Genomic DNA, 14,033 nt, shown 5'->3' with positions numbered 1-14,033 from the left:
CCTTGTCTCAGAATGGGCTGAGGTACAGCCATAATGGGATGGTGAGTGCTGAAAGCAGGGTGCTCAGAGACGTGGTGGCCGCGACGCTGCGGCCGTCTCCGCCCATACGCACCGCCAGAATGTAGGCGGCGGATGCGGTGGGAAGTGTGCTGAATAACAACAACATATATTTTTCCGTGGGTGCCAGGGGCAGAGCCAGAGCGATCATAATGGCCAGAATGGGCATGGCAAATAAACGCACAGCCAACATCCAGACCATGACTTTTGCGGCGGCGCCCAGCCCCTGAATCGACAGCGACGCACCCACGCAGATCAGCCCAAGGGCAATGGCGCAGGCGCCCAAGCGCTGCAGTGTGTCCATGGCAAAAGTTGGAATTGGAATTTCTGCAAGGTTGAATAACAGCCCGGCAGCAGTAGCCAAAATCAAGGGGTTGCGTAATACTTCACCAAGCAGGCGGGTGTCCCGCCCGCGCGCCAGGCCTGATACGGCGGCAACATTAGCCAAAGGTACGGCGCAGCCAACGATGATAGCCATGGTTGATTGCCCCTCACTGCCCGCCAGGCTAAGCGAAAGCGACAGCCCTATATAGGTGTTGAAGCGGTAAGCGCATTGGGCGAGCGAGGCATGAATAATGGGCGCGGGGCGCAGTACGGGCATGGCCAGCCACGCCAGCGCCATGCCGCCGGCCATCAATACGGCTGTGGCTCCTATCAGGGTGGAAGCGTCGCCCAGGCTTATCGGCTCTCTGACGATGGAACCGAACAGCAGGGCGGGAAACAAAATGTAATAAACGAATTTTTCAGCGGTACTGAAAAAATCTGCCCGATAATTCAGCAGGTGCAGCAGTGTCCAACCCATGGCAATCAGCAAAAAATCAGGCAGGACAAGCGTAAAAATAGCCATGGGTCAGATCGTTGACAGAAGTTTTATGGGACGAGCGACAATCTGCGCTTAAAATCCCGCCGCGGTTCTTCCCAAAAGGGGGAACATTCAACCAGGAGTGAGTGTATATGAAACGACTAAACAGCAAGTTTGCAGCGTTGGCCGTCGTCGGCTGTGTTGCTGCAGCTTTTGGTACGGCCGTCCAGGCTGCCGATGACTATCCAAATGGCCCTGTGCGCGTGATCGTGCCGTTCGCGCCCGGTGGTTCTACCGATATCGTGGCTCGCATTGTCACTCAGGAAATGAGCCAGATCCTCGGCCAGCCCATGGTGGTTGAAAACAAGGGCGGCGCCGGTGGCGCAATCGGCGCCCAGGAAGCGGCCCGCGCCAAGCCCGATGGCTACACGCTGTCCATCGCCACCGTTTCCACCATGGCCGTGAACAAGGCCTGCCGTCCCAACGATCTGCCTTACGATCCCCTGAAGGATTTCGTGCCGGTGACCAACTTCGCCAACGTGCCCAACGTGGTCGAAGTCAACCCCAAGTTCCCCGCCAAGAATTTCAAGGAATTCCTGCAGGTGCTGAAAGACAACCCCGGCAAGTATTCCTATGGCAGCTCGGGCACGTGCGGCGTGCTCCACCTGTTTGGCGAAGCCTTCAGAATGTCCACGGATACCGATATGGTGCATGTCCCCTACAAGGGGTCTGGTCCTGCGGTCACCGATGCGGTTGGCGGACAGATCGAAGTCCTGTTCGACAACCTGCCTTCCTCCATGGCCCAGATCCAGGCAGGCAACCTGCGCCCCATGGCCCTCGCCTGGCCTGAGCGTCTTGAAAGCCTGAAGGATGTCCCCACCCTGGCTGAAGAAGGCTTTCCCGAACTGAACCAGCCGGCCTGGTATGGCTTGCTGGCGCCTACCGGCACACCTGAGGCCGTCATCGCCAAGTTGCACGCAGCGGCTGCCGAAGCCCTGAAAAACCCACGCGTCATCGAAGCGCTGGAAAAGCAGGGCGCCGCACCTTCGGGTAATACGCCTGAAGAATTCGGCAAGGAGATCCAGGAGCAATACGACTGGGCACATGATGTCGTGGAAAAAGGCGGCATCAAGCTCGAATAGTCCGCTTGCTGAATCAACGCTGCTTGATTGAGCAGCCTTGGTCATTTTCAGTAATTCGAGTGAAAAAGCGCCGGTTATGCCGGCGCTTTTTTTACTCGTGTTCCAGGCTAAGACTGTAGGTGTTCGAGTTCTTCAGCCAAATGGTGTGCCAGGAATTCCACCACAGCGCGGCTGCTGGACGGAAGGGTACGGGTTAGGGGCGGTAAGGATATACAGATTGTTCATAGGTTGGAGTACCTGGAACTCAGGCAGAACTCTTTGAAGCTTTTGTTCTCGCACCGCTTGAATTGCGCAATAAGACGGCAACAGCACAATACCTGCGTCTTGCTCGGCTGCTTCCTGCAAATAAGGGAAGGACTCTGATTCCAACTTGGTGGTGATTCTGACTGCCTGCCGCTCGCCCGCTCTTTCCAAGGTCAGGAGGGGGGTGCGTTTACTGGGGGGCGGCATCAAGAAGTCCAGCTCTTCCAGTTGTTGTGGGCTGCGGATCTTACCCAGGCTTTCAAGATACTTTGGGCTTGCACACAAATGCCAATGCATCTTTGCCACTTTACGTGCGACGTAGTCGATGGGCGGTTCGTCAACCACCCGCACGGCAATGTCGATTTCCGATGAGATCAGGTCTTCAACCCGGTTTGAGAACAGTACACGCAACCTGATGCCCTTGAAGCGTTTTACAAATCCCATGCTCATAGAGCAGCATGCCTTGCTGTGTCAGTTCCAAGCGACGTGTTGTGCGTCGTATGAGCTGTGCACCCATGTCCCGCTCCAATTTCTTCAAGTTACGACTCACTTGGGAGCGGGTCACGCCTAGGTGTCTGGCTGCGGCACTCATAGTCCCCGCGTGCACGATGGAGACGACGATTACGCCAACCAGAACAAAGGTAAGCTGAACTACGCCTCTGTGGGCATGGGCAACCCCTTGCATCTGGCCACTGAAATGCTGAATGAACGCTTGGGCATTGATGTCCTGCACGTGCCGTTCAATGGCAGTGCGCCGGCTCTGACCTCGTTGATGGCAAAAGAAACCCAGATGATGGTGGATGGCGTTATTACATCGCTGCCGCTGATTCAGGGTGGGAAGCTGAACGCGCTTGCTGTCATGTCGAGCGAGCGTTTAGATGTTATGCCGGATGTCCCCACGGTGGCTGAACAAGGCAACCCTGGCTTTCATGCTGCAACTTGGTTCGGCATTGCCACGCCAGCGAAGACGCCTGAGGAAGTGGTGAACACTTTGCATAAGGCGCTAGGCGAAGTCATCAGCGACCCTGAGTTCATCAAGAATTTCAGTGCGTTGGGCATGGTTGTGCAGGCTCCGCGCACACTAGAGGAAACCGCCAAATATGTGGAACGAGACCAAGCTACGTGGAAGCAAGTGATTACCGACAACGACTTTCAGCTGGATTGATGTAGTGAGCCTGGAAAGCATGGCGCTGACCGGGTGGTCGGCGTCTGCTGGCGTTGTGCTTTAGTGCCGGTAGCGTATGAGTTTAGGCCGCCATGCCCCACAGGTGCTCATACAAAATCAGCGAGCCAATACCGATCAAGGCAATGCCGCCAATGACTTCTGCGCGCCTGCCGATGACTGCGCCCAGCAAGCGCCCGACCATGACGCCAAGTGTCACCATCAGGAGCGTGGCGATCCCGATGGCCAGGGCGGTGATGAGAATGTTGTTGTCGACAAAAGCCAGCGTCACGCCGATGGCCATGGCATCGATGCTTGTGGCAAAGCCGGTGGCGGCCAGCAGCCAGAAAGAATGCCGGGTGCGCGCCGGCGCATCGTCTTCTTCAATATCGGCTTTGCTGCCGTTATGAATCATATGTATGCCCAGTATGCCCAGTATGCCAAAAGCGATCCAGTGGTCCCAAGCCTGTACGTAAGGGGCCGCGGCGGTACCCAGGGCCCAGCCGATCAGGGGTGTCATGGCTTCGATAAAGCCGAAAATTGCACCAATACGCAAGGCTTCCGACAAGCGTGGCCGCGTCAGGCTGGCGCCTTTGCTAATGGCTGCCGCAAAGGCATCTGAAGACATCGCAAAGGCAATCAGGAGAGTGGGCAGTAAAGTCATAAAGAGGTGGGCTTCAGCCTGGGATAGGCAGCGTTCCGTGAGGAATTGCTGCATTCTAGTCAGAAGGCGGTTTTCTGGAAATAAAAACCCTTTTTAGTGTGCGTTCAATCTGACATAGCGCAAGAAGGTAGCCGATGGCGAGGGTCAAGCTGGTGCCGATGCTGTGTGCGTTATAATTGCTGGCCTTGAGTCTCCGTAGTTAAATGGATATAACTTTCCCCTCCTAAGGGAAGATTGCAGGTTCGATTCCTGCCGGAGACGCCAAGTTTCATCGCGCTTTGCGCAGTGTTGCGCATCATTGGCCGCCGCTTGGGCGGCCTTCATTTTTCCAGCGCTACATTCACCTTTCCCGCCTTCAGTGCCTGCTCCACCGCTTGCGGTGCGATTTCCAGCAAATAGCCACGACGCCCGCCATTCAGGTAGATGACGGGCAGCTCCAGCAGGCTGGCTTCCATCCAGACCGGCATTTTTTTGCGCGTGCCAAACGGCGACGTGCCGCCCACCATGTAGCCGGAATGTCTTTGTGCCACGTCTGGCGTGCATGGCTCGATTTTTTTAGCGCCGGTCTGGCGAGCCAGGTTTTTCGTAGATACTTCTCGGTCGCCGTGCATGATGATGATTAGCGGGCGGGCGCGCTCGTCTTCCATGATGAGGGTCTTGGCGACGTGATGCGGGTCCACACCCAGTTGCCGGGCGGATTCCATCGCGCCGCCGTGTTCCACGTAGTCGTAAGTGTGCCCGGTATACGGAATGCCCAGCTTTTTCAGCATTTGTGTGGCGGGGGTTTCTGAAACGTGTTTTTCCTTGGCCATGGTGGGTGTGAAGAATAGAGAGTGGAGTCAGGCGCGCGGGTGGTGTTTGGCATGCAACTGGCGCAGGCGTTCGCGTGCCACGTGGGTGTAGATCTGTGTGGTCGAAATATCAGCGTGTCCCAGCAGCATCTGCACCACACGCAAGTCGGCGCCATGGTTCAGCAGGTGGGTGGCGAAAGCATGACGCAGCACGTGGGGCGATAGCGGTGCGTGGATATTAGCCAGCACGGCGTACTTTTTCACCAGTTGCCAGAAAGCCTGGCGCGTCATGGGGCCGCCTCGGGCCGTAACGAAAAGGGCGTCTGAGCGACGCTGACCCAGCAAAGCGTTGCGGCCTTCACGCAAGTAACGTTCTACCCAATGCTGGGCTTCGGCGCCCATGGGAACCAGCCTGTCTTTGCCGCCCTTGCCAAAATTCACACGTACGACGCCGTCTGCAAGGCTGGTTTCCAGCACGCCTAGGTTGACCAGCTCGCTCACACGCAGGCCGGTGGCATACAGTGTTTCCAGCATGGCGCGGTCGCGCAAACCGAGGGTGGTGGAAAGATCGGGGGCTTGCAGCAAGGCTTCTACTTGGGCTTCGCTGAGCGTGTTGGGAAAGCGGGGTGGTTGCTTGGAAGTCTGAAGCTTCAGGCAGGGGTCGTGAGTGACCAGGCCTTCGCGGTGCGCCCACAGGTAGAAGCGACGCAATGCCGCCAGACGGCGATTGGCGGTAGAGGCTCGGCTGCGGGTGTGCATGGCGGCAAACCATTCTTGAATATCGGCTTCGTGTACCGCCGTAAGCGGCTTGCCATGCTGCTTGGCAAGCCACGACTCAAAGGCTTCCAAGTCGCGACGATAGGCGCTCAATGTGTTCTGCGCCAGGCCGTCCTCCAGCCAGAGGGCGTCAATGAACGAGTCGATGCGGTCGGGCGGGGTATCGGCCATGGCGTAAAAATCTTTGTGATGAGGCAGCTTCTAAATATCAGCGATTATTCTAAGCTGCGTCTCGTTTGGCCGTTGCAGAGGGGGTGAAGACTTCCTTGCTTCGGTGGGGGCGGGGCGTGCGCCAGACAGTAAGCGCGGGTTCCTGTTAAACTTCTACGTGGCGGGCCCCTTCGCATGGTTCGGCGGCAAACCTGGTCAGGTCGGGAACGAAGCAGCCATAGTCGTGCAGAATCAGTGCCGAAGTCAGGCTCGCCATTTCCGTAGTTTCCCTCCGGCCCTCCCGGCCTTGCTCGAATGCGGGTACACTTTTCGTTCCGTTTTCGACTGTCAACTCAGCCTGCAATTTTCCATGACGTATCTGGTACTGGCACGCAAGTGGCGGCCACGCTCGTTCGATACCCTTGTTGGTCAAGATCACGTGGTTCGCGCGCTGACCCATGCCCTGGACACCCAGAGGTTGCACCATGCCTGGTTGTTTACCGGTACGCGTGGGGTGGGTAAAACGACTTTATCGCGCATTCTTGCCAAATCACTGAACTGCGAAACTGGCATCACCTCCAAACCTTGCGGGCAGTGCCGCGCATGTACGGAAATCGATGCCGGTCGTTTTGTCGATTATGTGGAGCTCGACGCCGCCTCGAATCGGGGTGTCGAAGAAATGACGCAATTGCTGGAGCAGGCTGTTTACGCCCCAAGCAGTGCGCGTTTCAAGGTCTACATGATTGACGAAGTGCATATGCTGACGGGGCACGCCTTCAATGCCATGCTCAAGACGCTTGAAGAGCCGCCGCCCCATGTGAAGTTCATTCTCGCGACGACCGACCCGCAGAAGATTCCTGTCACTGTGTTGTCGCGCTGCTTGCAGTTCAACCTCAAGCACATGACTGTCGATTCCATTGTTGAACACTTGGAATCGGTGCTGAGTCAGGAAGCCTTGTCCTTTGAAGTCCCCGCTTTGCGCTTATTGGGCCAAGCGGCGGGCGGCTCCATGCGCGATGCGCTGTCACTGACAGACCAAGCCATCGCCTACAGCGCGGGGAATCTGTCGCTGGAAGCAGTGCAAGGCATGCTGGGCACCATTGATCAGCGCCACCTGGTGCGTTTGCTGCAGGCGCTGTCAACGGGTCAGGCAGGCGGAGTATTGGCCGTGGCCGACGAGCTTGCCTCAAGGGGGCTGTCCTACGCAGGCGCGCTGGCCGATCTCGCTGTCATGCTGTCGCGCATTGCCATTCAACAGCGGGTGCCGGGTGTATCGGCCGCCGACGACCCGCTGGCGGCCGACATCGAGGCGCTGGCCGCTGCGATTCATCCCGATCTCATACAACTCTATTATTCCGTGGCCGTCCATAGCCGCAGCGAACTGGCCCTGGCGCCGGATGAATACGCCGGTTTTGTGATGGCCTGCCTGCGTATGCTGTCGCTGACGCCGGAATCCGCGCATCTGCCCGAACCGCCGACGCCGGAGCCCGGCAAGCGCGCCGCGCATAACGAGAAAAGTGTTCCGGCCGAGCAGCCCGCCGTGGAAAGTCAGCCCCAAGACAGCGCACGTGCCATCGCGCAACCGGAACAGCCCGCGCAACAAGTGCCTGAACAGGCTACTGGACATCATGGGGCTGCGGGGCCATCGCTGTCGCCATCTCCTTTGCCAGCGTCAGCGAAATCACCATCGTCGTTGCCGGAAGAAGCAGCGCCTCAGAGAGCCCACAGCGTTCAGGCTCAGGCAGAAAAAACAGAAGTTGCGCCGGTGGTTCAGGCACAGGATGCTGCGCCTGATACGGGGCCCGATATTCCAGCCTGGGAAGCGTTGCCCGATGATGTTCAGTCTGCCGATTCTGTAAACGCTCAGGCCGGCGAGGTAGAAACAGCATCTGTCGAGGCAGTTTCGGTGGCTGAGCCCATCGTTGCTCCGAGCACGGAGTCGGCTGCATCTATGGAAAAGGTACCGGCAGAGGCAGTAGGTGAAACGGTACCGGCAGAAGCAGTAGACGAACCGGTTCCGGCAGAAGTAGCAGACGAGCCGCAATTTGAAACGGCGCCGCCGCCTGATGATGGCGCGCCTGACATGAGTTCCTTCGCCGACGCCGCCAGCGCCGATGATTACCCTGATTACGACAACGGCGATTGGGAGCCTGTGCTGGATGGCATGGGCGATGCCGATGCCGATATTCAAGCTGCAGATCTTGCGGCGGCCAGCCTGGGGGCTGCCGCTTTGGCACCGTTGGCCGGCTCGGGGTCTGAATCCACTCCTCGTGCGCCCCGTCTTGCTCGCATGACCGCGCAGGATTGGCCTGACTTAGCGGCTTCTTTGCCGCTTACAGGCTTGGCTGACGAGCTTGCCCATCAAAGCGAATGGGTGGGGGTGGAAGGCGACACCATCACTCTCCGGGTTGCCATCTGGTCGCTGGCGGCCAAGCAAGGGCAGGCCCGTTTACGCACCGTACTGACAGAACACTTCGGCAAGGTCGTGCAGTTGAAAATACTGTTTGGCACAACGGGCGGGGATACCGCCCGCGCAGTAGAGCAGGTGCGCCAAGCCGAACGCCAGCGGCAAGCTGAAGAAGCGGTTGAGAACGATCCGCTCGTGCTCAGCCTGATCGAGGAATTTGGAGCGCAGGTTATACCTGGTTCCATCGCAGCCCTTGATAACGAGCGGGCTGCCTGATACGAATCCATCTCCCTACACAGGAAAAATCAACATGATGAAAGGTCAAATTGCGGGCTTGATGAAGCAGGCCCAGCAAATGCAGGAAAACATGAAAAAGGCGCAGGAAGCGCTGGCCGAACTGATCGTCGAGGGTGCCTCCGGCGGCGGTTTGGTGAAGGTGTCTATCAGCTGCCGGCATGATGTAAAACGTGTCTCGATCGACCCCAGCTTGCTGGAGGAAGACAAGGACATGCTCGAAGACCTGGTTGCAGCGGCTTTCAACGACGCTTTGCGCAAGGCTGATGAAACCGCCCAGGAAAAAATGTCGTCGGTGACGGCCGGCCTGCCTCTGCCGCCGGGAATGAAGTTCCCCTTCTGATGCACGAACCCGTTTCCGAACCCGAATCGCTGCGGGCGTTGATAGAAGCCCTGCGCTGCCTGCCTGGAGTCGGGCAGCGCACCTCGCGGCGCATGGCTTATCATCTTCTGCAGCACGACCCTCAGGGGGCCGCGCGTTTGGCGGAAACACTGCTCACTGCAGTGGAAGGGGTGCGCCATTGCCGCTTGTGCAATGGTTTTTCGGAAGGTGACCTTTGTGCCACCTGCTCCAGCAGTCGTCGCGATGCATCACTGTTGTGCGTTGTAGAAACGCCGGCCGATCAGCATATGATTGAAGCCAGCCATGGCTATACCGGCTTGTATTACGTTCTGATGGGTAGGTTGGCGCCCCTGGAGGGGGTAGGGCCCGACCAACTGCAGTTCGACCGTTTGCTGTCGCGCGCCAGCCAACCTGAGGTGCAGGAGGTGATTCTCGCGACCAACTTCACCCCCGAAGGGGAAACAACCGCGCATTACCTGTCAGAATTACTGCGTGCCCGTGGGCGCAAGGTGACACGTATTGCACGTGGCGTGCCGGCAGGCAGCGAGTTGGAGTACGTGGATGCGGGCACGATTGCCTGGGCGCTGATGGAAAGGCGTGGCGCCTGAACTCAAAACGCTTTAAAACACTAAAGAAGAATCTACAAGGAGACTGACATGTCTATCAATCGTCGTGATGTTCTTAAAATCGCGGGCGCGACCGGCCTCGCAGGCGTGCTGCCCGGTGTGGCCCGTGCACAGGCTCTCGAAAAGAAAAACATCAGCATCGCGGTAGGGGGCCAGGCGCTTATTTATTATCTGCCCTTGTCGATCGCCCATGCGAACGGCTATTTCAAAGACGAAGGCCTGGACGTGAAGATTCTCGACTTCGCGGGTGGCTCGCGTGCTTTACAGGCCGTGGTGGGCGGCAGCGCCGATGTGGTGTCTGGTGCGTTCGAACACACGATTTCTTTGCAGTCTAAGGGCCAGGAATATTCTTCATTTGTTCAGCAAGGTCTGACCCCCATGATTGTGCTGGCGGTGTCGAAAAAGACCGTGCCTGACTATAAAAGCCCGGAAGATCTGAAAGGCAAGAAAATCGGCGTGACCGCGCCCGGTTCATCCACCAATATGGCCATCAGCTTTTTCCTGTCCAAATACGGCGTCAAACCCAGCGATGTTTCTTTCATCGGGGTGGGCGGCGGCGCGGGCGCCATCACTGCGATGCGTACCGGCCAGATTGATGCCATTGCCAATTTGGACCCCGTCATTGGCACGCTACTGAAAGACGATCTCATCACCATCATCGCCGACACACGCACTGTTAAAGACACCAAGGAAATTTTCGGTGGGAATATGCCGTCGGGCTGCTTGTATACCCGCCGCGACTTTATCGCCGCGAATCCGAACACCACCCAGGCGCTGGCCAATGCCATCGTTCGGGCAGACAAATGGATTCAGAAGTCGTCTCCTGAGGAAATCGCCAAAGTCGTTCCCGAAGGGTATTTGCTGGGTGATGTCGAGCTCTATAAAGCTTGCCTGGAAGGCAACAAGCCCGGCCTGTCGCCAGACGGTCGCATGCCGGAAGACGGCCCGCAAACGGCCTTGAATGCGCTGGCGGCCTATATTGCCGACTTCCCTGCTGGCGATATCGATTTGTCTAAGGTGTGGACAGGCGAGTTCGTTGCCAAGGCCAATGAGAAGTACCCCAATGTCTGAAGCAGCACTACAGTTTGAAAGCATTACCTGCACCTTTGCCGCACGTGACGGGCAGGGTAGCTACACCGCCGTGCGCGATGCGAGCTTGGCCGTTGCGCCAGGCGAGTTCGTGTCGGTGGTTGGCCCGACCGGCTGCGGCAAATCCACCCTACTTAACGTCGGGGCGGGTTTGTTGCAGCCGTCAGCAGGTAATGTGAAGGTGTTTGGCCAGCCGCTGGTGGGTATTAACCAGCGGGCGGGCTATATGTTCCAGGGCGAGGCACTCATGCCGTGGCGCAATGCTTTATCCAATGTCACTGCGGGTTTGGAGTTTGCCGGCGTTGGCGCGGCTGAAGCCCGTGAGCGAGGCATGGACTGGCTGCGTCGAGTGGGGCTGGGGGGCTTTGAAGACCGCTATCCGCACCAGATGTCCGGCGGTATGCGTAAGCGCACCATGTTGGCGCAAACGCTGATACGCGACCCCGACATCATCCTCATGGACGAACCCTTTTCAGCACTGGATATCCAGACACGCCAGTTGATGGAAAACGAGGTGCTGGAAATCTGGATGAGCAAACGCAAGGCCGTGCTGTTCATCACGCACGACCTAGACGAAGCCATCGCCATGAGTGACCGCGTTGTGGTGTTGTCGGCGGGCCCGGGCACATCGCCTATCGGGGAATTTGTCATTGACATCCCCCGGCCACGCGACGTGGCCGAGGTTCGCAATCAGCCACGCTTCGTGGAGCTGCATAAAGCCATCTGGGACGTTCTGCGCGAAGAAGTGTTAAAGGGCTATGCCCAACAGAAACGGGCCTGAATCATGTCGAAAAAATCCAATCACCTGATGCTGCGTTTCTGGCAGGTAGGGCTGTTGCTCGCCGTATTGGTAGCCTGGCATATCGCAGCACAAGATCGCAATTTTGCGTTCTTTTTTGGGCAGCCGCTGGAAGTGGCTAAAGTCATCTGGAAATGGTTTATCACCGATGCCAATATCTACCATCATCTGGGTATTACGCTGACAGAAACCTTGCTGGCGTTTGTGATTGGTACAGTGTTCGGCCTGCTGTTCGGGCTGTGGCTGGGCTTGTCGCCGGGCGCCAGCGCCTTGCTTGACCCTTACATTACCGCAGCCAACTCCATGCCGCGTGTGATTCTGGCACCCATCTTCGGCATGTGGTTTGGCCTGGGCATCTGGTCCAAAGTGGCGTTGGCAGTGACCTTGGTGTTTTTCATTGTGTTTTTCAATGTCTACCAGGGTGTACGGGAAGTCTCCACCACCTTGTTGGACAACGCCCGCATGCTGGGGGCTAACCGCAAGCAATTGCTGCGGCATGTGTATATTCCCTCGGCAACAAGCTGGGTGTTTTCCAGCTTGCACACTTCCGTGGGGCTGGCTTTCGTGGGTGCAGTGGTGGGTGAATACCTGGGTTCGGCCAGCGGTGTCGGCTATCTGATTCTGCAGGCGGAGGGCACGTTGGATGTGAATACGGTGTTTGCCGGCATTGTCGTGTTGACTGTTTTTGCCTTGGTTCTGGATGGGTTGGTTACGCTGGTTGAAGATCGTATGCTGGCCTGGCGGCCCAAGGCGGGTGTGACAGAAAAACTCTGACCTTTACCGCTGCGTAGGAAATAAGCCGGTTCCGCTCACTTCACTGTCCAACTTTGTGGAGTCAGTTCAGAAAGGAACCGGCTTTTCTTTGCCCAACTGTCTTTAGTGGCCTGCCAGCAGGGCGTCGAGCTTGACGGAATCAGCACAAAAGTTGCGTATGCCTTCAGCCAGCTTTTCCGTTGCCATGGCGTCGTCGTTCAGGCCCATGCGGAAAGCGGCTTCGTCGCTGGCCACCAGGGCGGGAGGGTTGCGTTTGGCAGCTTCCGGGTCGAGCTGGACTTCCAGTGGTTCGGTGCTCTGGCTGAGCTCATTGAGCAGTTCCGGGCTGATGGTAAGCAGGTCGCAACCCGCCAGGGCACGGATCTGTCCGATGTTGCGAAAGCTGGCGCCCATGATTTCGGTAGAAATACCGTGGGCTTTGTAGTAGTTGTAAATGCGCTTCACAGACAGCACGCCCGGGTCGTTTGCGCCAGCGTTAGCCGCCTCGTCCCAGCTCGTGCCAGCAGACTTCTTGTACCAATCGTAAATGCGGCCCACGAAGGGTGAGATCAACTGCACCTGAGCCTGGGCGCAAGCCACGGCCTGAGGCAATGAGAATAAAAGCGTCATGTTGCAGCGGATGCCTTCGGACTGCAGCTTGCGTGCGGCCTGAATGCCTTCCCAGGTGGAAGCCAGCTTGATGAGGACGCGTTCGCGTGGAATACCTGCCTGCTCGTAAAGAGCAATAAGGTCGTGAGCGCGGTCAATGCTGCCTTTAATGTCGAAAGACAGGCGGGCGTCGACTTCAGTGGACACACGACCGGGGATCAGATCAAGAATTTCCCTGCCGAAGGCGACGAGCAACCGGTTAGTTTTTTCTGTGACATCCGCTTTTGGGTGGTCGGCGTTTATTTTGTCTAGTATGTAGCGGTACTCTTCCTTTTGCACAGCCTTCAGGATGAGTGTGGGGTTGGTGGTCGCGTCGGTGGGGCGATATTGCCGGATGGCTTCAATATCGCCAGTATCGGCAACCACGGTGGTGTGACGGCGCAGCGCTTCGAGTTGGGTTTCCATATTGCCGGGTGCTCCAGATTCAACAAGGACATCAATATTTGAACTAGTCTACTGGATTGCGGGCCGTGCATGGGTAGCTGCTTGGGCGCTTTGGAAGAGGCGCAAATTTCTTACCCCACTGCTATAGCTATAATAGGAAGGTTTGCACATAGTTATCAGAAAGCGCGTTTGCAGGCTTTCATTTACAACCGGGGTTTATCTTGCTGCCGTCACTATTTCCAGAGGGTTGTGACTCCACTCCTTCAGCCATTCTTGCGCTGGCGGACGGTACCGTCTTCAGGGGTGTCTCCATTGGCGCCGATGGTCATTGCGTCGCTGACATCACTTTCAATACTGCGATGACGGGTTATCAGGAGCTCCTGACCGACCCGGAACTCAAGGGCCAGATTCTCGCATTCACCTACCCACATATTGGTAGTACCGGCGTCAATGAAGAAGACGCCAAGTCCGCTGGGGTTCAAGTTGCGGGGCTGGTCGTGCGCGATTGCGCCTTTAAAGTTTCCAATTTCCGCGCCACCCGTTCCCTGCCTGAGTACCTGCGGGAACAGGGCATCGTAGCTATCGCGGGTGTTGATACCCGCAAGCTCACACGTATTATCCGCGACAACGGCGCTCAGGGCGCCTGCATTCTGGTGGGCGACGACGCTGAGCGCGCCGTACAGCTTGCACGCGAGTCCACCAAAGAATAATTCCGCATATGCCAAAGCGTACAGACATACAAAGCATCCTTATTATCGGTGCAGGCCCCATTATTATTGGTCAGGCTTGTGAGTTCGACTATTCCGGGGCGCAGGCCTGCAAGGCGCTGAAAGCGGAAGGCTATCGCACCATTTTGGTCAATAGCAATCCGGCCACCATCA

General features: G+C 57.4%; 15 protein-coding genes, 1 tRNA gene, 1 other RNA gene and 1 pseudogene. 11 read left to right on the top strand and 7 right to left on the bottom strand.

Annotation, left to right across the window (positions count from 1 at the left end; genetic code table 11):
• Positions 1-7 precede the first annotated feature (7 nt).
• Entirely contained in the window at positions 8-904 is an 897-nt protein-coding gene (locus VRY85_RS14140; RefSeq protein WP_414599248.1) for an AEC family transporter, read from the bottom strand.
• Positions 905-1,011: 107 nt separating this feature from the next.
• Here VRY85_RS14140 and VRY85_RS14135 point away from each other — a divergent pair, with 107 nt between their 5' ends.
• Entirely contained in the window at positions 1,012-2,001 is a 990-nt protein-coding gene (locus VRY85_RS14135; RefSeq protein ID WP_414599247.1) for a tripartite tricarboxylate transporter substrate binding protein BugE, read from the top strand.
• 132 nt (positions 2,002-2,133) lie between these two features.
• On the opposite strand, the gene VRY85_RS14130 is transcribed toward VRY85_RS14135, so the two are convergent.
• Both VRY85_RS14130 and VRY85_RS14125 read right to left on the bottom strand, forming a co-directional pair.
• On the bottom strand, positions 2,134-2,688 hold the full coding sequence (locus tag VRY85_RS14130; RefSeq protein ID WP_414599246.1) for a substrate binding domain-containing protein: 555 nt from the start codon (positions 2,686-2,688) through the stop codon (positions 2,134-2,136).
• Positions 2,627-2,836, bottom strand: a complete 210-nt coding sequence (locus VRY85_RS14125) for a LysR family transcriptional regulator (protein WP_414599245.1) — start codon at positions 2,834-2,836, stop codon at positions 2,627-2,629. The genes VRY85_RS14130 and VRY85_RS14125 overlap by 62 nt, the downstream gene beginning before the upstream one ends.
• A 9-nt stretch (positions 2,837-2,845) precedes the next feature.
• Here VRY85_RS14125 and VRY85_RS14120 point away from each other — a divergent pair, with 9 nt between their 5' ends.
• Complete coding sequence (locus tag VRY85_RS14120) at positions 2,846-3,409, top strand: Bug family tripartite tricarboxylate transporter substrate binding protein (protein WP_414599244.1); 564 nt, start codon at positions 2,846-2,848, stop codon at positions 3,407-3,409.
• 82 nt (positions 3,410-3,491) lie between these two features.
• Here the strand turns inward: VRY85_RS14120 and mntP are convergent, their stop codons facing one another.
• Complete coding sequence (gene mntP / locus VRY85_RS14115; RefSeq protein WP_414599243.1) at positions 3,492-4,070, bottom strand: manganese efflux pump MntP; 579 nt, start codon at positions 4,068-4,070, stop codon at positions 3,492-3,494.
• 189 nt (positions 4,071-4,259) lie between these two features.
• Here mntP and VRY85_RS14110 point away from each other — a divergent pair.
• Positions 4,260-4,334, top strand: a tRNA-Arg gene (locus VRY85_RS14110).
• A 56-nt stretch (positions 4,335-4,390) separates the two neighbouring features.
• Here the strand turns inward: VRY85_RS14110 and ybaK are convergent.
• Both ybaK and xerD read right to left on the bottom strand, forming a co-directional pair.
• On the bottom strand, positions 4,391-4,882 hold the full coding sequence (gene ybaK / locus VRY85_RS14105; protein ID WP_414599242.1) for a Cys-tRNA(Pro) deacylase: 492 nt from the start codon (positions 4,880-4,882) through the stop codon (positions 4,391-4,393).
• A gap of 27 nt (positions 4,883-4,909) precedes the next feature.
• Positions 4,910-5,809, bottom strand: coding sequence for a site-specific tyrosine recombinase XerD (gene xerD, locus VRY85_RS14100; protein WP_414599241.1), 900 nt, complete (start codon positions 5,807-5,809; stop codon positions 4,910-4,912).
• Between the two features lie 159 nt (positions 5,810-5,968).
• Here xerD and ffs point away from each other — a divergent pair.
• The 7 genes from ffs to VRY85_RS14065 all read left to right on the top strand — a co-directional run bounded on the left by ffs (position 5,969) and on the right by VRY85_RS14065 (position 12,120).
• An RNA gene (gene ffs / locus VRY85_RS14095) (signal recognition particle sRNA small type) lies at positions 5,969-6,066 on the top strand.
• A 92-nt stretch (positions 6,067-6,158) separates the two neighbouring features.
• Complete coding sequence (dnaX, locus tag VRY85_RS14090) at positions 6,159-8,471, top strand: DNA polymerase III subunit gamma/tau (RefSeq protein WP_414599240.1); 2,313 nt, start codon at positions 6,159-6,161, stop codon at positions 8,469-8,471.
• Between the two features lie 34 nt (positions 8,472-8,505).
• The gene (locus VRY85_RS14085; protein ID WP_414599239.1) at positions 8,506-8,832 is read left to right on the top strand and encodes a YbaB/EbfC family nucleoid-associated protein; all 327 of its coding nucleotides are present in this window, start codon (positions 8,506-8,508) and stop codon (positions 8,830-8,832) included.
• Positions 8,832-9,440: a recombination mediator RecR gene (gene recR / locus VRY85_RS14080; protein ID WP_414599238.1), complete on the top strand. Its 609-nt coding sequence runs from the start codon at positions 8,832-8,834 to the stop codon at positions 9,438-9,440. Before VRY85_RS14085 ends, recR begins: the two co-directional genes overlap by 1 nt.
• Before the next feature lie 48 nt (positions 9,441-9,488).
• Complete coding sequence (locus tag VRY85_RS14075) at positions 9,489-10,529, top strand: substrate-binding domain-containing protein (protein ID WP_414599237.1); 1,041 nt, start codon at positions 9,489-9,491, stop codon at positions 10,527-10,529.
• Entirely contained in the window at positions 10,522-11,328 is an 807-nt protein-coding gene (locus VRY85_RS14070; protein ID WP_414599236.1) for an ABC transporter ATP-binding protein, read from the top strand. The genes VRY85_RS14075 and VRY85_RS14070 overlap by 8 nt, the downstream gene beginning before the upstream one ends.
• A 3-nt stretch (positions 11,329-11,331) precedes the next feature.
• The gene (locus VRY85_RS14065; protein ID WP_414599235.1) at positions 11,332-12,120 is read left to right on the top strand and encodes an ABC transporter permease; all 789 of its coding nucleotides are present in this window, start codon (positions 11,332-11,334) and stop codon (positions 12,118-12,120) included.
• 102 nt (positions 12,121-12,222) lie between these two features.
• On the opposite strand, the gene tal is transcribed toward VRY85_RS14065, so the two are convergent.
• Positions 12,223-13,173, bottom strand: a complete 951-nt coding sequence (gene tal, locus VRY85_RS14060) for a transaldolase (RefSeq protein ID WP_414599234.1) — start codon at positions 13,171-13,173, stop codon at positions 12,223-12,225.
• Positions 13,174-13,373: 200 nt separating this feature from the next.
• Here tal and VRY85_RS14055 point away from each other — a divergent pair.
• Positions 13,374-13,844, top strand: a pseudogene (locus tag VRY85_RS14055) (carbamoyl-phosphate synthase domain-containing protein); the annotation flags it as partial.
• Between the last annotated feature and the right edge of the window lie 189 nt (positions 13,845-14,033).

It is taken from the genome of Achromobacter sp. F4_2707 (assembly GCF_047501535.1).
Lineage (GTDB): Bacteria > Pseudomonadota > Gammaproteobacteria > Burkholderiales > Burkholderiaceae_B > Yanghanlia.
Note: the sequence above shows the minus strand (reverse complement) of the source record. Positions and strands in the feature narration are given on the sequence as shown.

What these genes read in the sequence shown, in the direction of transcription:
- VRY85_RS14140 (WP_414599248.1), bottom strand. Translation starts at nt 904, where the DNA reads ATGGCTATTTTTACGCTTGTCCTGCCTGATTTTTTGCTGATTGCCATG.
- VRY85_RS14135 (WP_414599247.1), top strand. Translation starts at nt 1,012, where the DNA reads ATGAAACGACTAAACAGCAAGTTTGCAGCGTTGGCCGTCGTCGGCTGT.
- VRY85_RS14130 (WP_414599246.1), bottom strand. Translation starts at nt 2,688, where the DNA reads ATGGGATTTGTAAAACGCTTCAAGGGCATCAGGTTGCGTGTACTGTTC.
- VRY85_RS14125 (WP_414599245.1), bottom strand. Translation starts at nt 2,836, where the DNA reads ATGAGTGCCGCAGCCAGACACCTAGGCGTGACCCGCTCCCAAGTGAGT.
- mntP (WP_414599243.1), bottom strand. Translation starts at nt 4,070, where the DNA reads ATGACTTTACTGCCCACTCTCCTGATTGCCTTTGCGATGTCTTCAGAT.
- ybaK (WP_414599242.1), bottom strand. Translation starts at nt 4,882, where the DNA reads ATGGCCAAGGAAAAACACGTTTCAGAAACCCCCGCCACACAAATGCTG.
- xerD (WP_414599241.1), bottom strand. Translation starts at nt 5,809, where the DNA reads ATGGCCGATACCCCGCCCGACCGCATCGACTCGTTCATTGACGCCCTC.
- dnaX (WP_414599240.1), top strand. Translation starts at nt 6,159, where the DNA reads ATGACGTATCTGGTACTGGCACGCAAGTGGCGGCCACGCTCGTTCGAT.
- VRY85_RS14085 (WP_414599239.1), top strand. Translation starts at nt 8,506, where the DNA reads ATGATGAAAGGTCAAATTGCGGGCTTGATGAAGCAGGCCCAGCAAATG.
- recR (WP_414599238.1), top strand. Translation starts at nt 8,832, where the DNA reads ATGCACGAACCCGTTTCCGAACCCGAATCGCTGCGGGCGTTGATAGAA.
- VRY85_RS14075 (WP_414599237.1), top strand. Translation starts at nt 9,489, where the DNA reads ATGTCTATCAATCGTCGTGATGTTCTTAAAATCGCGGGCGCGACCGGC.
- VRY85_RS14070 (WP_414599236.1), top strand. Translation starts at nt 10,522, where the DNA reads ATGTCTGAAGCAGCACTACAGTTTGAAAGCATTACCTGCACCTTTGCC.
- VRY85_RS14065 (WP_414599235.1), top strand. Translation starts at nt 11,332, where the DNA reads ATGTCGAAAAAATCCAATCACCTGATGCTGCGTTTCTGGCAGGTAGGG.
- tal (WP_414599234.1), bottom strand. Translation starts at nt 13,173, where the DNA reads ATGGAAACCCAACTCGAAGCGCTGCGCCGTCACACCACCGTGGTTGCC.